The following is a 16,467-nucleotide window of genomic DNA, read 5'->3' as shown; positions in this document are numbered from 1 at the left end:
GGCGGGAAGGAAGTCGCCGGACCACCCTCGCCCCCAGAGGCTGCGGTCGTCGCTGCGGGTGAGCGGATCGCCTCCCATGAGCATGTAGCCGGGATAGATGCGATGGAATGTCGTCCCGTCATAAAAGCCGCTTCCGGCCAGGCTGATGAAATGGCGCACGTGTCGAGGAGCGATCTCGGGAAGAAATTCGAGCGTGATGGCTCCCAGTTCGCTCTCCAGCACGACGCGATATTTCTTCAGCTCGTCCACCTGCGCGAGAGGCGAGGGACGAATCGTCACCGTCTTCATCACGATGCGCTTCTGAGCCAGTCCCTCGGCATCGGTGGGCGTTTCGGAGATTTTCTCCACCACATCCATTCCCTCGACGACCCGACCAAAAGCAGTGAATCGCCGATCCAGTTGTCCTTGATCGGTGACGCAGATGAAGAACTGAGTGCCGGCGCTGTTGGGCTGATTCGGTCGGAGGACGGCGCCGACGACGCCTCGCGTGAAGGGATGATCGTTGAATTCCGGCGGGAGCTTATCGAGTCCGCCTCGACCGAGGGCCTCACGGGGAGTGCGCGGGTTGCGGCTGAGCGGATCGCCGCCCTGAATCAAACTCTTGGGGAGAATCCGATGGAAGGTCGTCCCGTTGTAAAATCCCTGGCGGGCGAGGCTGACGAAATAGGCGACATGACGGGGCGCTGCCTGAGCGAAGAACTCGATGACAATCGTTCCCAGGTCGGTTTCGATCACCGCTTGCAGGTCCTTCAGCTCCTCAACGTTAAACGTCGTGGGTGGGGGAGGGGCCTCGCCCGTCGCCCGCTGGGCCTGACCCAGAGCCGGACTCGCCAGCGCCAGCGCCAGGCCCAGGCCAACGATACCGGTGCGCGTCGCCCGCAATAGCCGCGAGAAATCACCGGGCCCCACATGATCGGGATGGCGAATGCATCGGAGACTGAGTCGCAAGGTCCTTGGCATAGCTCCCTCACAGATCAGTCATTGCCATCTCGATGGCGCGAAGGATCGAGCGAGCTTTATTCACCGTCTCGTGATATTCCTTTTCCGGGATGGAGTCGGCGACAATGCCCGCGCCAGCCTGAATCGAAGCCCGCCCGTTTGTGATCACCGCCGTTCGGATGGCAATGCAGGAATCGAGATTGCCCGAATAATCAATATACATGACGGCTCCCCCGTAAATGCCCCGACGCGTGGGCTCCAGCTCGTCAATGATCTCCATGGCGCGAATCTTGGGAGCGCCGGTGAGCGTTCCCGCCGGGAAGCAGGCCGCCAGCAGATCGAATCGGTCCCGATCCTCCCGCAGTCGTCCGCGAATGGTAGAGACGATGTGCATGACATGGGAATAGCGTTCGACCGACATCAGATCGGTCACCTGCACCGATCCGTACTCGGCGACGCGCCCGACATCGTTGCGTCCGAGATCAACGAGCATGACGTGCTCGGCTCGTTCTTTTTCGTCGGCCAGCATCTCTTGTTCGAGCTGACGGTCTTCTTCCTCGGTCTGACCGCGCGGACGGGTTCCGGCAATCGGGCGATAGGTGATCTCTCGCCCTTTCAACCGCACGAGCATTTCGGGCGAGGCCCCGATGATCCAGCCGAAGTCGCATTTGATGCAATACATATAAGGGGAGGGATTGATCATCCGCAGGGCGCGATAGATCTGGAAGGGATCAATCCCGCCGATCTCCACATCGAACCGCTGAGAGAGGACCACCTGATAGGCATCGCCCCGCGCGATGTAGTCTTTGATGCGGCGAACTTTCTCCTCAAATTCTCCCTGCGTCATGGTGGAGTGCAGAGAGAGCGGGCGTGGATTCGGAGGGATCGGCGGCACCTCCAGCGGACGACGGAGCCACTCTTCAACTCTTTCGATCTCGGCGATGGCGTGTTCGTACTTCTCCTTCAGCCGATGTTCCCGCCCGCCGGTGAAGACATTGGCGATGATGTGAATCTGGTGCTTGGCGTGATCGAAGGCCAGCAGGTGAGAGTGGAACATCATCTGGGCGATGTCCAGATGGAGATCGTCCCGAGCGCGCATCGGCACGCGCTCGAACCACCGGACGCCATCGTAGCCGAGGTACCCGACCGCCCCGGCGGTGAACGGAGGCAATCCGGGTCGCATCACCGGACGATAGGACGCCGTCAGCTCCCGGAGAAGGTCCAGCAACGGTTCGCGCCGCTCGATGCGTTCTCCGGGAGCCTCGATGATCGAACTCTCCTGCCGCGAGCGAATGATCGTGTGAGGCGTCCAGCCGAGAAACGAATGGCGGGCGATCTTCTCTCCTCCCTCCACCGATTCGAGAAGAAAGGGATAGGTCGCTTCGCTTCGGATCTTGAGAAAAGCCGAAACCGGCGTCAGCAAATCAGCGGCGATGACCTTCGTCACCGGGATGACATTGCCGCGCCCGGCCAGCTCGCACAGTTCCTTGAACGTCGGTGTGATGGTATTGAGGTTCATTGGACGTGAACCGACTTCATGTCAGCGGTGGGAGTCCCCCACATTTTCAACTCCAGGAGAATCTCCCTCGGATCAAGCTCGCGCTCGGCGAGCAAAACGAGAAGGTGGTAGAGAAGCGCCGATACTTTGGCGCTCAGCTCGCGGGGCGATCCGCTCTTGGCGGCGATGATCGTTTCGATCGTTTGTTCGCCGAGCTTCTTCAGGATGGTGTCCAGCCCGCTATCGAGAAGCCGCGCCGTGTACGAGTTCTCCGGTCGCTCGCGCTTGCGCTCCTGGATCATGCGGAAAATTTCCCCCAGCAAGATGCCGAGTTCCAGTGATTCCATGCCGATGAGCGAGACCGCCTGCTCCGTCGGCTGCCGTTCCGACCGGAGCGAGTGCCGTGGGGGAGAGACCCCGGACGCCGACGGGAGGGCGCTCACCTTCACGATCAGAGCATCTCCCTCACACTCGATGAACACGTCGGCCACCTTCTGCGGGCGATCATCGGATTGGGGCCGGACGCAGCGAGCGGCGACATCCCACAGATGAATGCGCCCCGTCTGTAAGGTCAGTTCCAACGCCCGCGTGTTCATGTAGCCGAAGAGGAGAATCCGCCCGGTCTCACTCTCCTGGATGATGGCGGGAATCAAGCCGCGCTCATCAAAGTGTAAGGCCTGGATGTTCATGCGACCTCGGTGATGCCTCTGGCGATAATCTCTCTGGAAAAAGGAAATTTACGTCAGGATCCGCCGGACTGTCAATGAAGGCGAAAACCACCCTTGATCCGCTCCACCTCAGCCGCCGAAGACATCGCGGAAATAGCGAACCCAGTTACCGCCGAGAAGTTTTTCGATCTCGCCCGTCTTGTAGCCGCGCTTGGCCAGCGCGTGCGCGACGATGCGGAATCGCTCCGGCTTGTCGAGTTCGGGGATCCAGGGCGGCCAGCGCACGTTGTACGACGGCTTGAACATTCGCAGTCGGGGAAGATACCAGCTCTCGCGCATGGCCGACGCCTCGATGCCCCGGATGGGGAAATCCGTGCACAACCCCACGTGATCAATCCCGCAGACTTTGACGGCGTGATCAATGTGCTTGAGGTAATCCTCCAGCGTGGCATCGGCGCGAGGGCTGACGAAATAGCCCAGCGCGGCTATGCCCGTCATCCCACCCCGGTTGGACATGGCCCGCAGCAACTCATCGGGTTTGGCTCGGGGATGAAAGTACAGGGCCTTGCACATCGTATGCGTGAAGGCTGGCGGACGACGGGAAAAGGCAATGCCATCGGCCGACGTCTGCTCCCCACAGTGAGAGAGATCAACGATGATCCCCAATTCGTTCATCCGTTCGACACAGGCGATCCCGAAATCCGAGAGGCCCGCATTGGTGCGCTCGGTGCACCCATCGCCGAGAAGATTCCGCGAGTTGTACGTGAGCTGGATGCAGCGCGTCCCGGCGGCATAGAGTTTATCGAGATTCGAGAGGTCGTCCTCGATCACCGTCGCATTCTGAAATCCCAGAATGACGGCCAGCTTCCCCTCCCGTTTGGCGCGAAGGATGTCCGCCGCCTTCGTGCAGTGGATGAGCTTATCGGGATGCTCGGCGAATCGCTTGTGCCAGGCTTCCAGATCGCGCATCCCGACGGCGAAATTTCGATTGGCCAGACTGGTATGGATGGCCGTATAGCCGGATCGCCTCCAAGCGGCAAATCCCGCCTCATCCCAGGTCTCAATGGAAAGCGAATCCACCACAAGCGCCCGATCATAGAGCGCATCAATTTCCGCCTCCGTTTGCCAGGACGACGGCAGATCATCGGACAAAACGACTCCGGCTGTCCCGACCGACATAAGCTGGAGAAACTCGCGACGAGTCGCTCTCATCGGTATCCCTCCCTTGAATGATCTCCCGGCGGATGAACGGTTCCAACGGATCACTCACCAGTTGGCCCTTTTCATCCGCTGGCCAGCACATTTTTCGTGGCGTGCGTGAGCACATGAGCGATTCCTGCGAAAATCCCCGGGAGCGCAGGCTTCCGACCTGCTGTGGCTTCCCGGAAGAAGCACGCTCGAAGCGTGCGCTCCCCGGGCTTGGGCCCTTCGTGGCGCGCAATCGCACAAACGGCTGCTCAGAACAAGTCACTTTCGTCTTCGCCTCTCTGCCCTGCCGACGGCACAGGCAGGGCGTTGTCGCGGACGCGAAAACTGGCGCCCCTTATTCATCGTTTCGGGGGCGGAAGCCCCCGCCTCGCGAAGAACTCTTCCCCCCGAATCGCCTCGAAGAGATCCGACGAATCCGAGCACCCTGACCGGTTTGCGTTTGCTCGCGGTTGCGTTCTCCCGATATTGTCCGGTTCAGGACCCGCCCGGTCGCACTTTTGCCTGATCGGCGACCATCTGCATAGCGCGTTTGACGGCTTCCGGATCGCCCAAATAGTAATGGCGGATCGGAGCGAGATCCTCGGTCAATTCATAGACCAGAGGAATGCCCGTGGGAATGTTCAGGTGCACGATCTCGGCATCGGAGATGCCGTCGAGATATTTGACGAGCGCCCGAAGACTGTTTCCATGAGCGACGATAAGGACGCGCTTGCCCGATCTCAAAGTGGGAGCGATCACGTCATGCCAGTAGGGGAGGAAGCGGGCCACCGTGTCTTTGAGCGATTCGGTGAGCGGCAAGTCCTTCTCGTCCAGATCCCGATAGCGCGGATCATGACCGGGATAGCGCGGATCGGTCTTCTCCAGCGGCGGAGGAGCGACATCGTAACTCCGTCGCCACAGAAGCACCTGCTGTTCGCCAAATCGAGCCGCCATCTCCGCCTTGTTGAGTCCCTGCAGGGCTCCGTAGTGGCGTTCGTTCAACCGCCAGGAGAGCTGCACGGGAATCCACATCAGGTCCATCTCGTCTTGAACCAGCCAGAGCGTCCGGATCGCTCGCTTCAGAACCGAGCTGAAAGCTATATCGAAGACGTACCCTTCTTGCTTGAGAACTCGCCCGGCGGCCCGGGCCTCTTCGATCCCTCGTTCGGACAGATCCACATCGGTCCAGCCGGTGAACCGGTTCTCTTTATTCCAGAGGCTTTCGCCATGCCTGAGGAGGACGAGTTTGATCATAGCGACTTCTCGTCTTGCTTCGTGGTATGATGATTCGCCATCTCCGCCATTATAGGAGGAGGCGTTTTTGCAGGGCAAGCAGTTACGATGAGGACGAGCGTCTCACCGTGCGAGCGGGAATCCGAAATCACGTCCGTTTTTCGCATCCGCTGTGAGCCGGCGGGGAGGTGGGCGGAGAATCGGCGTCCCGCCCCGGTGCGACGTCCGTGCACCCGAAGATTCTGAGCCTTTGGCGGGCGGCTGTGCGATGACGTCTGAATCGGCGGCGGAGATTCCTCCGTTTGCCATGAAGGAGAAAAAATGGGACAATCCCCGATCTCGAATGCAGCAGATTTCGGCATGAGCGGGCGAATACGATGCAACAGGGTCGGAGGGGACAGGGGCTTCCGTCTGCGGTCCGGCGGTTGAGTTCATGCTCACGCCCGATCGGGACGGGGCTTCTTCTGTCTTCCCCCTGATGGTTTGTTTTCTCTCCGTCGAATCCGGGGACGGCGATGCTCCAGCAACAGGCGGCTGAGATCTTGGAGGCGTTGTGGACGCTGGAGGAGCACGGTGCGGCTTCGCTCGTCGAGGTGCAACGGATCGCTCATACCGAGGTCACCGAGCAGCTCCTCCGGCAGATGGTGGCCGACGGGCTCATTGTTCTCGAAGGTGAGGATCAGGTGAGACTGACGCCGCAGGGACGGACGGAGGCGGCGCGGATCATTCGTCGCCATCGGCTCGCCGAGCGATTGCTCTGCGATGTACTGGGTGTGACGGTGGAGGAATCGGAGGATGCCGCCTGCGAGTTCGAGCACCTCATCGCCGAAGGGGTCACCAACGCCATCTGTACGTTGCTGGGGCATCCCCGCCAGTGTCCTCATGGGCGGACGATTCCCGAAGGTGCGTGCTGTCGTCAGGCACGCGAGCAGGTCAGCGCGATCGTCGTTCCCTGTACCCGCTTGAATATCGGCGAGCAGGGACGCATCGCCTATATCAGCACGCGGGCTCATCCCCGATTGCTTCGCCTGGCGGCACTGGGTGTGACGCCCGGGGCGCCGATCAAACTCCTGCAAAAATGGCCGAGTTATGTGATTCAGTGCGAGGAGACTGAGATCGCTCTGGAAGAGGAGATCGCCCGTGAGATTCACGTCTGGCGAACAACAGAAGAATAGATGCCGGCACCGCGCCCGGCGCCGAGATCATCGGCAAGAGCATGGCTCCAGATGATGAGCAACTCTGACCAGCATCGGTCGCTCAGCGAGAGGGTGAAGGAGTGGGCTCGCGCTCTGGGCTTTCACCGTGTGGGGATCGCTCGCGTGACACCGCTTGTCGAGGAAGAACGCCGTTATCACGAGTGGCTCGATGCTCAACATGCGGCCGCTCTCGGTTATATGGTCGAGAGCCGGTCGCTTCGTGCTCATCCCGAACGGTTGCTGCCGGAGGCAGGGACGATCATCTCGCTCGCCGTGAGCTACTACAGCGGCGATTTCGAGACCATCCCCCCGGGACACGGACGGATCGCCCGATATGCCTGGGGCCGAGATTATCACGAGGTGATTCCCCCCCGACTGTGGCAGCTCGTCGGCCAGATTCAGCAGTTCGTCGGGCGACCGGTGCGGGCTCGATGCTTCACCGATGCCGTACCGCTGCTCGAACGGGCGGTGGCCGCACGGGCGGGAATCGGACGGATCGGATGGAACAGTTGCCTCATCACTGACGAATGGGGCTCGTGGATTTTCCTCTGCGAAATTCTCCTCGATGTCCCGCTGGAGCCCGATGAACCTGACCGGCGCATCTGCTTCAGCACTCGCGACTGTCTGACCGAATGTCCGACCGGAGCCATCCTTCGCCCCCACGTTGTTGATGCCCGCCGCTGCATCTCCTACCACACGATTGAAAACCGAGGGATGGTTCCCCGTGAGCTGCGACCGCTTATGGGCGATTGGCTGTTCGGGTGCGATGTCTGCCAGCAGGTGTGTCCGCACAATCGTCAGATCCCGCTGACATCCTGGCGCGAGTTTCACCCCGAATCGGGAGTGGGCAAGACGCTCGCTCTGAAAGATGTCCTGACGATTGATACCGACGAGCAATTTCGCCGGCGGTTTCGTCACACAGCCCTGCGGCGGGCGCGACGTCGGGGACTCGTGCGCAATGCGACCATCGTTGCCGCCAACACGGGCTATGATGACGCTCTCCCGATGCTCTCCCGGTTGATGGAATCCGATCCCGACGAGATCATCCGGGCGCACGCCGTCTGGGCCGTGAGCGTGCTCGGAGGCCCCTCAGCGCGATCGGGGATCGAGCGCGCGTGGCGCGATCCGTCTCCGCTGGTTCGAGAGGAAGCCGTGCACGCCCTGGAAGGCGCCGCGCCGACGCCCGCGGACGCCGGAGACTCGCTCGCGTCGGCGAACGGCCGAAGCCTTCCTGTGTGACATGCACTGCCGGCCATTGAGCGCCTGAAACATTCATCCACGTGGAGGGCGTGGATGGGCTTTGATCTCCGTCAAATCCACGTCCCGCCACGGGGATTTTGCCGGAGGGCCATGATGAACGAGCCATCATCCACAAGAAGGCGAGAGTGGTTGGTGCGGGTGATCCTGATCCTGGGGACGGCGGCCTATCTTCTCCGCCTGCCCTATCTCGGGGAGTTCTGGGGGAGCCTCCTGGGGGTGGCGCTGCTGGGAACGGGATACGGATACCTGCGATCTTTTCAGCGCATGCGAGTTCCTGTCGTGTTCCTCGTCTTATTGTTCGCCGCTGCTCAGGTTGACCTTCTGGGGAACTATTTTGCCATGTACGGTCAGCCGTTCGGACCGCTGCAATATGACGAGTTTTCTCACATGGCCGTATCGGCGCTTTCGATTCCAATCTTTGTCTGGTTCCTCGGCGAACTGGCCAGGCGGTATTGTTCGCGGCTGCCGCTTTCGCTTGTCGCTCTGGTGGCGGTCTCGCTCTGTCTGAGCGCGAGTGCCATCTACGAGATCATCGAGCTGTGGGATGCCCGTTATTTCGGCAATCGGCGGATCTGGGGACCCTTTGATGCACCCAATGATCTGCAATGGAATTTCCTGGGGATGGTTCTCGGTGCGCTTCTGGCCTGCGCCGTGCTCGGGCGAACCCGATCGGCTTAGCTCAGGAGGGATTGCCGTCCGCCCCACAGGCGCAGGAGTGCTGAGGATCGCCCACCGATGAAAAGCGTGATCCGCGAGAACCTTTCACCCGTGGGAGATTTTCGGAGAAGTGATACGTCCCACCCGACGATCAAACAGGTCATCCCTGACGGGGCTCGTACACGGCGACGGCGGGCTACGGATATGTCGCTCCTGCGGGAGATGGGCCTGTCATGGTTTCGAGGATTTTTACGCCGGTGGCGGAACGTCTCGCTCCTGCCGCGATGTCGTCACGCGAAGCCGGGCACAGTTCCCGGTTGACTTCGCGGCTGACTTGGGATATTAAAGGGCTTCATCATCATGTCCTCGGTGGAGACAGAAAGCGAATGACGCTGGAACAGCGAGTTATCCATGCCATTGCCCGGGCGTGCCACGTCGCGCCCTCGGAGATCACGCCGAGTTCGACCTTCGAGGAGCTGGGTGTTGATTCGCTGACGGGATTGCAGATCGTGTTCGAACTGGAGGAGGAGTTTCAGATCTCGATCCCGGAAAATGTCGCGGCCTCGATGCGATCGGTGCAGGATGTCATTGATCGTCTGGGGGAGGTCGTGGGCGTGGCCAACGCCTGACGAGATGATGACGGCTCGATCCCGGAGCGTCGAAGGATCACCCATGAGACGCGTCGTTGTGACCGGTGTTGGAGTGATTTCCGCTGTGGGGAATGATCCCGAGCAGTTCTTCCACAGCCTCGTTCACGCTCGATCCGGCGTAGGGGAGATCTCTTCTGTTCCCTGTGATCGGCTGACGGTGAAAGTCGCGGCTGAAGTGAAAGGGTTCGATCCCACCCATCACTTTACGGGGAAACAGCTCGATCTGCTGGATCGGTTCAGTCAATTCGCTCTGGTGGCGGCAGCTCAGGCGCTGGCGGATGCCCATTTTACTCCCGGGGAAGCCGACGAAGTGCGGTTCGGCGTTTCGCTGGGAACGGGATTGGGTGGGATGAGCACGATGGAGAGCGCCTACGAAAATTTCTACGGGAAACAGAACCCCCGGGTGCATCCGCTCGTCATGCCCAAGGCCATGTACAACGCGGCAGCCAGCCAGATCTCGATGAGGTATCGCGCGCGGGGACCGATTCTGGCGGTGACGACGGCTTGCGCCTCGGGAACGCACGCCATCGGTCACGCCTACCATCTGATCAAGTACGGGCAGGCCGACTGGATGCTGGCCGGAGGTTCCGACGCGCCGATCACTCTGACGGTGATGCGCGCCTGGGAAGGGCTGCGCATTCTCGCCTCGGGTCAGCCGGATCCGGCACGCGCCTGCCGCCCCTTCAGCGTGGATCGTGAGGGACTGGTTCTCGGCGAGGGAGCAGCGGTCATCCTGCTGGAAGAGTATGAGCGGGCGAAAGCGCGGGGGGCATCCATCTATGGAGAGGTCGTCGGTTTTGGCACGAGCAGCGATGCCGCACATATCACTGATCCCTCGGTTGACGGCCCGGCTCGCGCTATGGCGATGGCCCTGGACGAGGCCCGGATGAATCCGGAAGAGGTGGACTACATCAACGCTCACGGCACGGGAACGCGGCAGAACGATCGGGTCGAGACGCAGGCCATCAAACAGGTCTTCGGTGCGCATGCGCGACGCCTGGCCATCAGTTCGACCAAGGCCCTGCACGGGCATACGCTGGGAGCCGCCGGAGCCATCGAATTCGTGGCCGCGTTGCTCGCCCTCAGGCATAACCTCATCCCTCCGACGGCGCATTACACGGGCCCGGATCCGGACTGCGATCTCGATTATGTGCCCAATTACGCCCGCGAGCAGGAGCTTCGCACGGTGATGTCCAACTCCTTCGGATTCGGCGGAATCAATGCCGTTTTGCTCGCTCGAAAGGTGTAGCGCCGATGCGTCCGAGAGAATCCCACGGCCCCCGATCGCGCGCGTGAGTCCCGGATCGTGCGAGCGATCCCTTCCGCGCCGCCGTGGGGATTTTTGCCGATGTCCGAGCGATTTGACTTCACTCATGTTCAGGTGCGCCGGGCGCGTCCCGATGATCGCCCGCGCATCCGACAGATCTGTCAACAGACGGCCCTTCGGGGACTTCCCACCCGGCTCTTTTTTGAAGACGAAGAGATCGTCAGCCGCCTCTTCGCCGACTACTATCTCGATTATGAACCGGAGTCGTGCTTCGTCGCGGAAGTAGATGGTCAGGTGGTCGGCTATGCGCTCGCCTGTAAGGATACCCGACGCTATCTGCGGGTGATGGCATGGCGCGTCGTGCCCCGGCTGATCGGGCGCATTCTCTGGAAGATTCTCACGCTTCAGTATCGGCGTCGGTCAACCTACCGGACGCTCTGGTGGGTACTCACGCGATCCTGGCGCGAGCTGCCGAGGGAATCGCTCGCGGCATATCCGGCGCATCTCCATGCCAATCTCGACCCGGCGGTGAGCGAGATGAAACTCGTCGCCTTCAAGCTCGGCATGAGGCTGGCCGATGCCGTCATCACGCATCTGCGCCAGGCGGGCGTTCGCGGGATTCAAGGCGCCATCGCCGAACCCGAAGACGATGAGAATTTGAGCCTCTTCTACCGCCGCGTCTACGGCGCACGGGTGACGGCTGTGCGGCGGTTCTCGCTCTGGGAGATGTTCACCGACAAACGATGGTACGCCAAAATGGTCGTCATTGACCTGTAACGTCTCTGACAGATGCGACCTTCTCTCCAGAAAGGAAAAGGAAGGCGACCAGCGGCCAGAAAAGTGACGGAGTGGAGCGCAGGCTCTGGAGCCAACACCCCGTCCCACACGAAAAGGCTTACTCTCCTTCCACCGGTTCAGGGCAAGAGCCCGCGCCTGCCCTGAGCCAATCGTCCAACCATGCGAAAGGCAAGAACGTCTCTCTCGATGAACCCTCTCCACGAGCGGCAATACGATGAGGTCTATATCTCGCCGCATCTAGACGATGTGGTCTTCTCTTGCGGAGGACGAATTCTTCAAACGGTGGCGAACCGACAGTCCTGCCTCGTCATCACCGTTTTCACCGGTGAGCCGGACGGGGCCGCGAGCATCCCGGCGGAAGTTCGCGCGCGGATCGGCGACATGGCCGTTCGTCGTGATGAGGATCGCCGGGCGATGAAGCAGTTGGGAGCTGATTTCTTCTGGATGGAGCACGCCGAGGCGATCTATCGCCATCGCACCTATCACACGGTCGCAGGGACCTTCTGGCGCTATCGGGCGAGCGATCGCCTGCTGGCTCAGCTTCTGGCCGACCAGGTAGAAGAGATCGCGCGACAGATTCGGGCGCGCCGCCTCTATTTCCCTCTGGGCGTGGGCAATCACATAGACCATCGCGTGCTCTGCGATGCGGGCATGCACCTGTCCCACCGGCCGGCAAGGCCCTGGGAGATTTTCTTCTACGAGGATGCTCCTTACGCCTTCATCCCTCATCTCGTCCAGTATCGGCTGAAAGCCATGGGCGCGCGATCTGATGAACGGGAGAATCAGAAATCGCTCTGGGCCAGGACACGAGAGGCTCACGCCTGCATGATGCGTGTGCCCTCGGTGAGAGCTTACCTGGGAACGCCGCTTCTGCGCGGGCTCGCTTTTGCTTTCGTTTTCTCCCGGTTTCTCCTCGATGCTTACCGGCTCCCTCGACGGCGATTGGTCCTCTCGGCCGAAGTGTGCGACATCAGCGCGGTCTTTCCGGCCAAACTCGCCGCCGTCGCTGCCTACGGCTCGCAGATCACAAACGTGCTGGGCGACCTGGAGACGTTTCGGATGCTCCACGAGGAGTATTGTCGCAGCCTCGGCCACTCGGGCGTCGTGGAGCGAGTCTGGCGTGTTACGGGATAGTCGGGCAACATCTCTCCCGAGTGTACCAACTGCGGGTTGTGAACAGGCGGATTTCAGATTCACAGGTTCCGATCCCGTCCAGTTATCCGCAACTCATGAGGGTGTCTCAAAAGGCAATTGGTATAATCTATGGCCTCTTTCATCGGGGGGTCACATGAGCGACATGACCGAGTTCTCCGAAAATCCCCTGGGAGCGCCCGCATCTTGCAGGCCTGCTCGCGCGTCTTCAACGCGCGGTGGATTGATTCCCTCGCGTTTTCCAGACGTTTCAGGTCTGGCGACCTTCGCCGGGGCCGCTTGCGCGGCCCATTGTTTTGGAACGTTGCCCGTCGGGGTACATCCTCACTACGGGGCTCATCAATCCGCCTTAGGACCCACACGTTTGATGCCTGGTCTTTGCGCCGGCGTCGGCAAACACCTCCCTAGGAGGGAAGCCAGACCGGTGACACTGTGGCGGTAGATAGATTCCCACGAACAGGGCCGTTATTCAGAAACCCTCTCCGAAAAATTACCTAAGGCAGGGTCTCGTTCTGCGGCTGACCGGGCCTGCGCCGCATGCAGGGCAGGCAGACCAAGTGACTCTCCGCGTATCCGTGTTCATTCGGAACCAGATTTCTACAAGGACATGGCGACAGGTAGAGGACGACAAACGGATACTTCTTGTGGTGCTGCTGGACAAAGAAAAGGGAAAGGTGTTATTGTTTCTGACCTGTGGCGAGTTGTGCGCGCCCGTAGCTCAACAGGACAGAGCATTGGACTTCGGATCCAAGGGTTGGAGGTTCGAGTCCTCTCGGGCGCGCCAGGATTCTCTTATTTTCGATCCGGTCGCGCGGGCTAAAACATAATGGTCAGGCACTTCCCCTGCCTGCACCGTGAACCATCTCCCATCCCTCCCGACCTCGTGTAATGGATGCCTCCAAGGGGGTCGGAAGTGCAACGCCTGTTGTTTTTCACCTTGTTGCCACCAGCGACCTCTTGGGGCACGTATCGCGCCGGAAATGCGACGCTTGTTCACCTGAGTCGCAGGTTTTCCTCACGGGGGGAGCTTATCTGATTGTCACGAGCATGCCGGTGGAGTTGTCATCCTCAAAAGTTGACAAAAGAGTCAGGTATTGCTAAACTGGCCGTTGTGAGAATCACCGCGCAAGAAGAATATGGCCTGCGCTGCTTGCTGCAACTGGCCTTGCAGCCTGAAGGAACTCCACTGTCGGTGAAGGAAATTGCCCGGCGCGAAGCGCTGTCGGTCGCGTATGTCGAAAAGCTCCTGCACATGCTCAGTCGAGCGGGGATCACGCGCAGCGTTCGAGGGATCAACGGTGGATACTGTTTGAGCCGGCCCGCCGAGACGATTTCGCTTGGCGAAGTCCTGCGCGCCCTTGGAGGGCTGACCTCCGACACCGACATCTGCAATCAATACACCGGTAATCTCGACTGTTGCGTGCATGTCAATAATTGTGGTTTGCGCCCGCTGTGGCGGGTGGCGTTTTATATCCAGAGCTTGCTCGATCAGATTCCTCTTTCCCATCTGCTTCGGGATGAGCAGGAGGTAGAGATGAGTCTCATGAAGAAAGGACGGGCTCAGTTCATGTCCGTCTGAGCGAGGGTCGTTTTTTTGGTTTCAAATATGACTTCTTTGTCAGGTTTAGCGGAGATCAGGGAAGGGAGATATGGCAACATCACCGGACGTCATCACGGAACTTGTCAATAGGGAGTACCGGTACGGATTTGTCACACCCGTTGAGCAAGAGGTCTTCCCCCCGGGGCTCAATGAAGACATTATCCGTATGATTTCGGCCAAGAAGAATGAGCCTCAGTGGTTGCTGGAGTGGCGGTTGAAGGCCTATCGCTACTGGAAGCAGTTACTGGAGACGAAGGGGGAGCCTCGATGGGCTAAAGTCACTTATCCACCGATTGACTATCAAGCGATTCGGTATTATGCCGCGCCCAAGCGACGGCCTCGCAGTTTAGACGAGATTGATCCTGAGATTCGCGCCACCTATGAGAAGCTGGGAATTCCCCTTCATGAGCAAGAGCGACTGGCCGGTGTTGCGGTGGATGCCGTTTTTGACAGCGTGTCGGTGGCGACGACCTTCCGCGAGAAGCTGGCGGCGTTAGGAATCATTTTCTGCTCTTTTTCCGAAGCGGTGCAGGAGCACCCGGAGCTGGTTCAGCAGTATTTGGGGTCGGTGGTCCCCTACACGGATAATTTCTTCGCGGCGCTCAATTCGGCTGTTTTCAGCGATGGCTCGTTCGTTTACGTGCCCAAGGGAGTGCGCTGTCCGATGGAACTCTCGACCTATTTCCGCATCAATGCCTCGGAGACAGGTCAGTTCGAGCGCACGCTCATCATCGCTGATGAGGGATCGTATGTGAGCTATCTTGAGGGCTGTACGGCGCCGATGCGCGATGAGAATCAACTGCACGCGGCCGTCGTCGAACTCATCGCTCTGGACCATGCCGAGATCAAGTACTCGACGATTCAGAACTGGTATCCGGGAGATAAGGAGGGGCGGGGCGGCATCTACAATTTCGTCACCAAGCGGGGGAAGTGCCAGGGCGTTCACTCCAAGATCTCCTGGACGCAGGTGGAAGCCGGATCGGCCATCACCTGGAAATATCCGAGCTGCATCCTGCTTGGCGATTACTCCGTGGGCGAGTTCTACTCCGTGGCCATCACTAACAACTATCAGCAGGCCGATACGGGAACGAAGATGATTCACATCGGCAAGAACACGCGCAGCACGATCATCTCCAAGGGCATTTCAGCCGGTCACGGGCAGAACACGTATCGGGGCATGGTCAAGATCATGAAAGGGGCGACCAACGCCCGCAATTACTCTCAGTGCGATTCGTTGCTGCTCGGCGATAAGTGCGGGGCGCATACGTTCCCCTATCTGGAAGTTCATAACAGCACGGCGCAGATTGAGCACGAGGCCTCGACGTCGAAGATCGGCGAGGATCAACTTTTCTACTGTCGGCAACGGGGCCTGACGACGGAGGATGCCGTCTCGATGATCGTCAACGGATTCTGCCGTCAGGTCTTGCGCGAGCTGCCGATGGAGTTTGCCGTCGAAGCCCAGAAGCTGCTGGCCGTGAGTCTGGAAGGAAGCGTCGGATGAGACGGCGAAGGGATGCCCGCCGTCCTCACGGAAGAGTCGGCGCGAGATGTTTTGATCAAGAGGAGGAAGGAACGTGACAGAGGTGATGCTGGAAATCCGGAACCTTCATGTGAGCGTGGAGGGGAAGGAGATTCTGCGCGGCATTGATTTGATCGTCCGCGCGGGAGAAGTTCATGCCATCATGGGACCCAACGGCTCGGGCAAAAGCACACTGGCTCATGTCCTGGCCGGGCGAGAAACCTATCTCGTCACCCGGGGCGAGGTTCTCTATCGGGGGAAAGACCTTCTGGCGATGTCGCCGGAGGAGCGCGCGCGGGAAGGTCTCTTTCTGGCCTTTCAATATCCGATTGAGATCCCCGGCGTGAGCAATGTCTATTTTCTCAAGGCGGCCGTCAACGCCATTCGGAAGCATCGGGGTCTTCCCGAACTCGATGCCCTGGAGTTCCTCTCCCTGGTGCGGGAAAAACTCAAGCTCGTGGAGATGGAGGAGAGTTTCCTCCACCGCTCGGTCAACGAGGGATTCTCCGGAGGCGAGAAGAAGCGGAACGAGATCTTTCAGATGGCCGTGTTGGATCCGCGCCTGGCGATTCTCGATGAGACCGACTCGGGTCTGGACATTGATGCTTTGAAGATCGTCGCCCGGGGGATCAATACGCTGCGTCACCCGGAGCGGGCCATGATCGTCATCACGCACTATCAGCGCCTGCTCAACTATGTCGTGCCCGATGTCGTTCACGTGCTGTCGGGCGGTCGCATTGTCAGGTCTGGAGGCCGGGACCTCGCGCTGGAGCTGGAGGAGAAAGGCTACGGCTGGGTGGAAGAAGAGGCGGCTGCCGTCTCTTCGCTCAGAGAATAGGAGA

At 60.1% G+C, this 16,467-nt stretch carries 15 protein-coding genes and 1 tRNA gene; 11 read left to right on the top strand and 5 right to left on the bottom strand.

Annotated elements, in window-relative coordinates:
• The 5 genes from VNM72_09065 to gpmA all read right to left on the bottom strand — a co-directional run.
• Window positions 1-960 (bottom strand): peptidylprolyl isomerase (locus VNM72_09065; GenBank protein ID HXF05553.1); only part of this gene is annotated, 960 nt, incomplete at its 3' end.
• 7 nt (window positions 961-967) lie between these two features.
• Window positions 968-2,458: an anthranilate synthase component I gene (gene trpE, locus VNM72_09060; protein ID HXF05552.1), complete on the bottom strand. Its 1,491-nt coding sequence runs from the start codon at window positions 2,456-2,458 to the stop codon at window positions 968-970.
• On the bottom strand, window positions 2,455-3,126 hold the full coding sequence (hisE, locus tag VNM72_09055; GenBank protein ID HXF05551.1) for a phosphoribosyl-ATP diphosphatase: 672 nt from the start codon (window positions 3,124-3,126) through the stop codon (window positions 2,455-2,457). The genes trpE and hisE overlap by 4 nt, the downstream gene beginning before the upstream one ends.
• 108 nt (window positions 3,127-3,234) lie before the next feature.
• Complete coding sequence (locus VNM72_09050) at window positions 3,235-4,317, bottom strand: membrane dipeptidase (GenBank protein HXF05550.1); 1,083 nt, start codon at window positions 4,315-4,317, stop codon at window positions 3,235-3,237.
• A 471-nt stretch (window positions 4,318-4,788) separates the two neighbouring features.
• Window positions 4,789-5,547, bottom strand: coding sequence for a 2,3-diphosphoglycerate-dependent phosphoglycerate mutase (gpmA, locus tag VNM72_09045; protein HXF05549.1), 759 nt, complete (start codon window positions 5,545-5,547; stop codon window positions 4,789-4,791).
• Between the two features lie 494 nt (window positions 5,548-6,041).
• On the opposite strand from gpmA, the gene VNM72_09040 reads away from it, so the two are divergent.
• The 11 genes from VNM72_09040 to sufC all read left to right on the top strand — a co-directional run bounded on the left by VNM72_09040 (window position 6,042) and on the right by sufC (window position 16,463).
• On the top strand, window positions 6,042-6,701 hold the full coding sequence (locus VNM72_09040) for a metal-dependent transcriptional regulator (GenBank protein ID HXF05548.1): 660 nt from the start codon (window positions 6,042-6,044) through the stop codon (window positions 6,699-6,701).
• Window positions 6,702-6,752: 51 nt separating this feature from the next.
• On the top strand, window positions 6,753-7,961 hold the full coding sequence (queG, locus tag VNM72_09035; protein HXF05547.1) for a tRNA epoxyqueuosine(34) reductase QueG: 1,209 nt from the start codon (window positions 6,753-6,755) through the stop codon (window positions 7,959-7,961).
• Window positions 7,962-8,075: 114 nt separating this feature from the next.
• The gene (locus VNM72_09030; GenBank protein HXF05546.1) at window positions 8,076-8,660 is read left to right on the top strand and encodes a hypothetical protein; all 585 of its coding nucleotides are present in this window, start codon (window positions 8,076-8,078) and stop codon (window positions 8,658-8,660) included.
• 212 nt (window positions 8,661-8,872) lie between these two features.
• Window positions 8,873-9,268, top strand: coding sequence for a phosphopantetheine-binding protein (locus tag VNM72_09025; GenBank protein HXF05545.1), 396 nt, complete (start codon window positions 8,873-8,875; stop codon window positions 9,266-9,268).
• A 43-nt stretch (window positions 9,269-9,311) separates the two neighbouring features.
• The gene (fabF, locus tag VNM72_09020) at window positions 9,312-10,538 is read left to right on the top strand and encodes a beta-ketoacyl-ACP synthase II (protein ID HXF05544.1); all 1,227 of its coding nucleotides are present in this window, start codon (window positions 9,312-9,314) and stop codon (window positions 10,536-10,538) included.
• A gap of 99 nt (window positions 10,539-10,637) precedes the next feature.
• Entirely contained in the window at window positions 10,638-11,333 is a 696-nt protein-coding gene (locus VNM72_09015; protein HXF05543.1) for a GNAT family N-acetyltransferase, read from the top strand.
• A 180-nt stretch (window positions 11,334-11,513) separates the two neighbouring features.
• Window positions 11,514-12,488, top strand: coding sequence for a PIG-L family deacetylase (locus tag VNM72_09010; protein HXF05542.1), 975 nt, complete (start codon window positions 11,514-11,516; stop codon window positions 12,486-12,488).
• 725 nt (window positions 12,489-13,213) lie between these two features.
• Window positions 13,214-13,290, top strand: a tRNA-Arg gene (locus VNM72_09005).
• A 327-nt stretch (window positions 13,291-13,617) separates the two neighbouring features.
• Window positions 13,618-14,085 carry an Rrf2 family transcriptional regulator gene (locus tag VNM72_09000; GenBank protein ID HXF05541.1) on the top strand — a complete coding sequence of 156 codons (468 nt, stop codon included), beginning with the start codon at window positions 13,618-13,620 and terminating at the stop codon, window positions 14,083-14,085.
• A gap of 70 nt (window positions 14,086-14,155) precedes the next feature.
• Window positions 14,156-15,607, top strand: a complete 1,452-nt coding sequence (sufB, locus tag VNM72_08995) for a Fe-S cluster assembly protein SufB (GenBank protein ID HXF05540.1) — start codon at window positions 14,156-14,158, stop codon at window positions 15,605-15,607.
• Between the two features lie 85 nt (window positions 15,608-15,692).
• Window positions 15,693-16,463, top strand: coding sequence for a Fe-S cluster assembly ATPase SufC (gene sufC, locus VNM72_08990; protein HXF05539.1), 771 nt, complete (start codon window positions 15,693-15,695; stop codon window positions 16,461-16,463).
• The last annotated feature ends 4 nt before the right edge of the window (window positions 16,464-16,467 follow it).

It is taken from the genome of Blastocatellia bacterium (assembly GCA_035573895.1).
Classification (GTDB): Bacteria; Acidobacteriota; Blastocatellia; order HR10; family HR10; genus DATLZR01.
This window is presented reverse-complemented; position numbering and strand designations above follow the sequence as displayed.

Coding starts and splice junctions, on each gene's coding strand:
- fabF (HXF05544.1), top strand. CDS start 9,312: ATGAGACGCGTCGTTGTGACCGGTGTTGGAGTGATTTCCGCTGTGGGG.
- hisE (HXF05551.1), bottom strand. CDS start 3,126: ATGAACATCCAGGCCTTACACTTTGATGAGCGCGGCTTGATTCCCGCC.
- sufB (HXF05540.1), top strand. CDS start 14,156: ATGGCAACATCACCGGACGTCATCACGGAACTTGTCAATAGGGAGTAC.
- VNM72_09050 (HXF05550.1), bottom strand. CDS start 4,317: ATGAGAGCGACTCGTCGCGAGTTTCTCCAGCTTATGTCGGTCGGGACA.
- gpmA (HXF05549.1), bottom strand. CDS start 5,547: ATGATCAAACTCGTCCTCCTCAGGCATGGCGAAAGCCTCTGGAATAAA.
- VNM72_09025 (HXF05545.1), top strand. CDS start 8,873: ATGGTTTCGAGGATTTTTACGCCGGTGGCGGAACGTCTCGCTCCTGCC.
- trpE (HXF05552.1), bottom strand. CDS start 2,458: ATGAACCTCAATACCATCACACCGACGTTCAAGGAACTGTGCGAGCTG.
- sufC (HXF05539.1), top strand. CDS start 15,693: ATGCTGGAAATCCGGAACCTTCATGTGAGCGTGGAGGGGAAGGAGATT.
- queG (HXF05547.1), top strand. CDS start 6,753: ATGATGAGCAACTCTGACCAGCATCGGTCGCTCAGCGAGAGGGTGAAG.
- VNM72_09040 (HXF05548.1), top strand. CDS start 6,042: ATGCTCCAGCAACAGGCGGCTGAGATCTTGGAGGCGTTGTGGACGCTG.
- VNM72_09030 (HXF05546.1), top strand. CDS start 8,076: ATGAACGAGCCATCATCCACAAGAAGGCGAGAGTGGTTGGTGCGGGTG.
- VNM72_09015 (HXF05543.1), top strand. CDS start 10,638: ATGTCCGAGCGATTTGACTTCACTCATGTTCAGGTGCGCCGGGCGCGT.
- VNM72_09010 (HXF05542.1), top strand. CDS start 11,514: ATGCGAAAGGCAAGAACGTCTCTCTCGATGAACCCTCTCCACGAGCGG.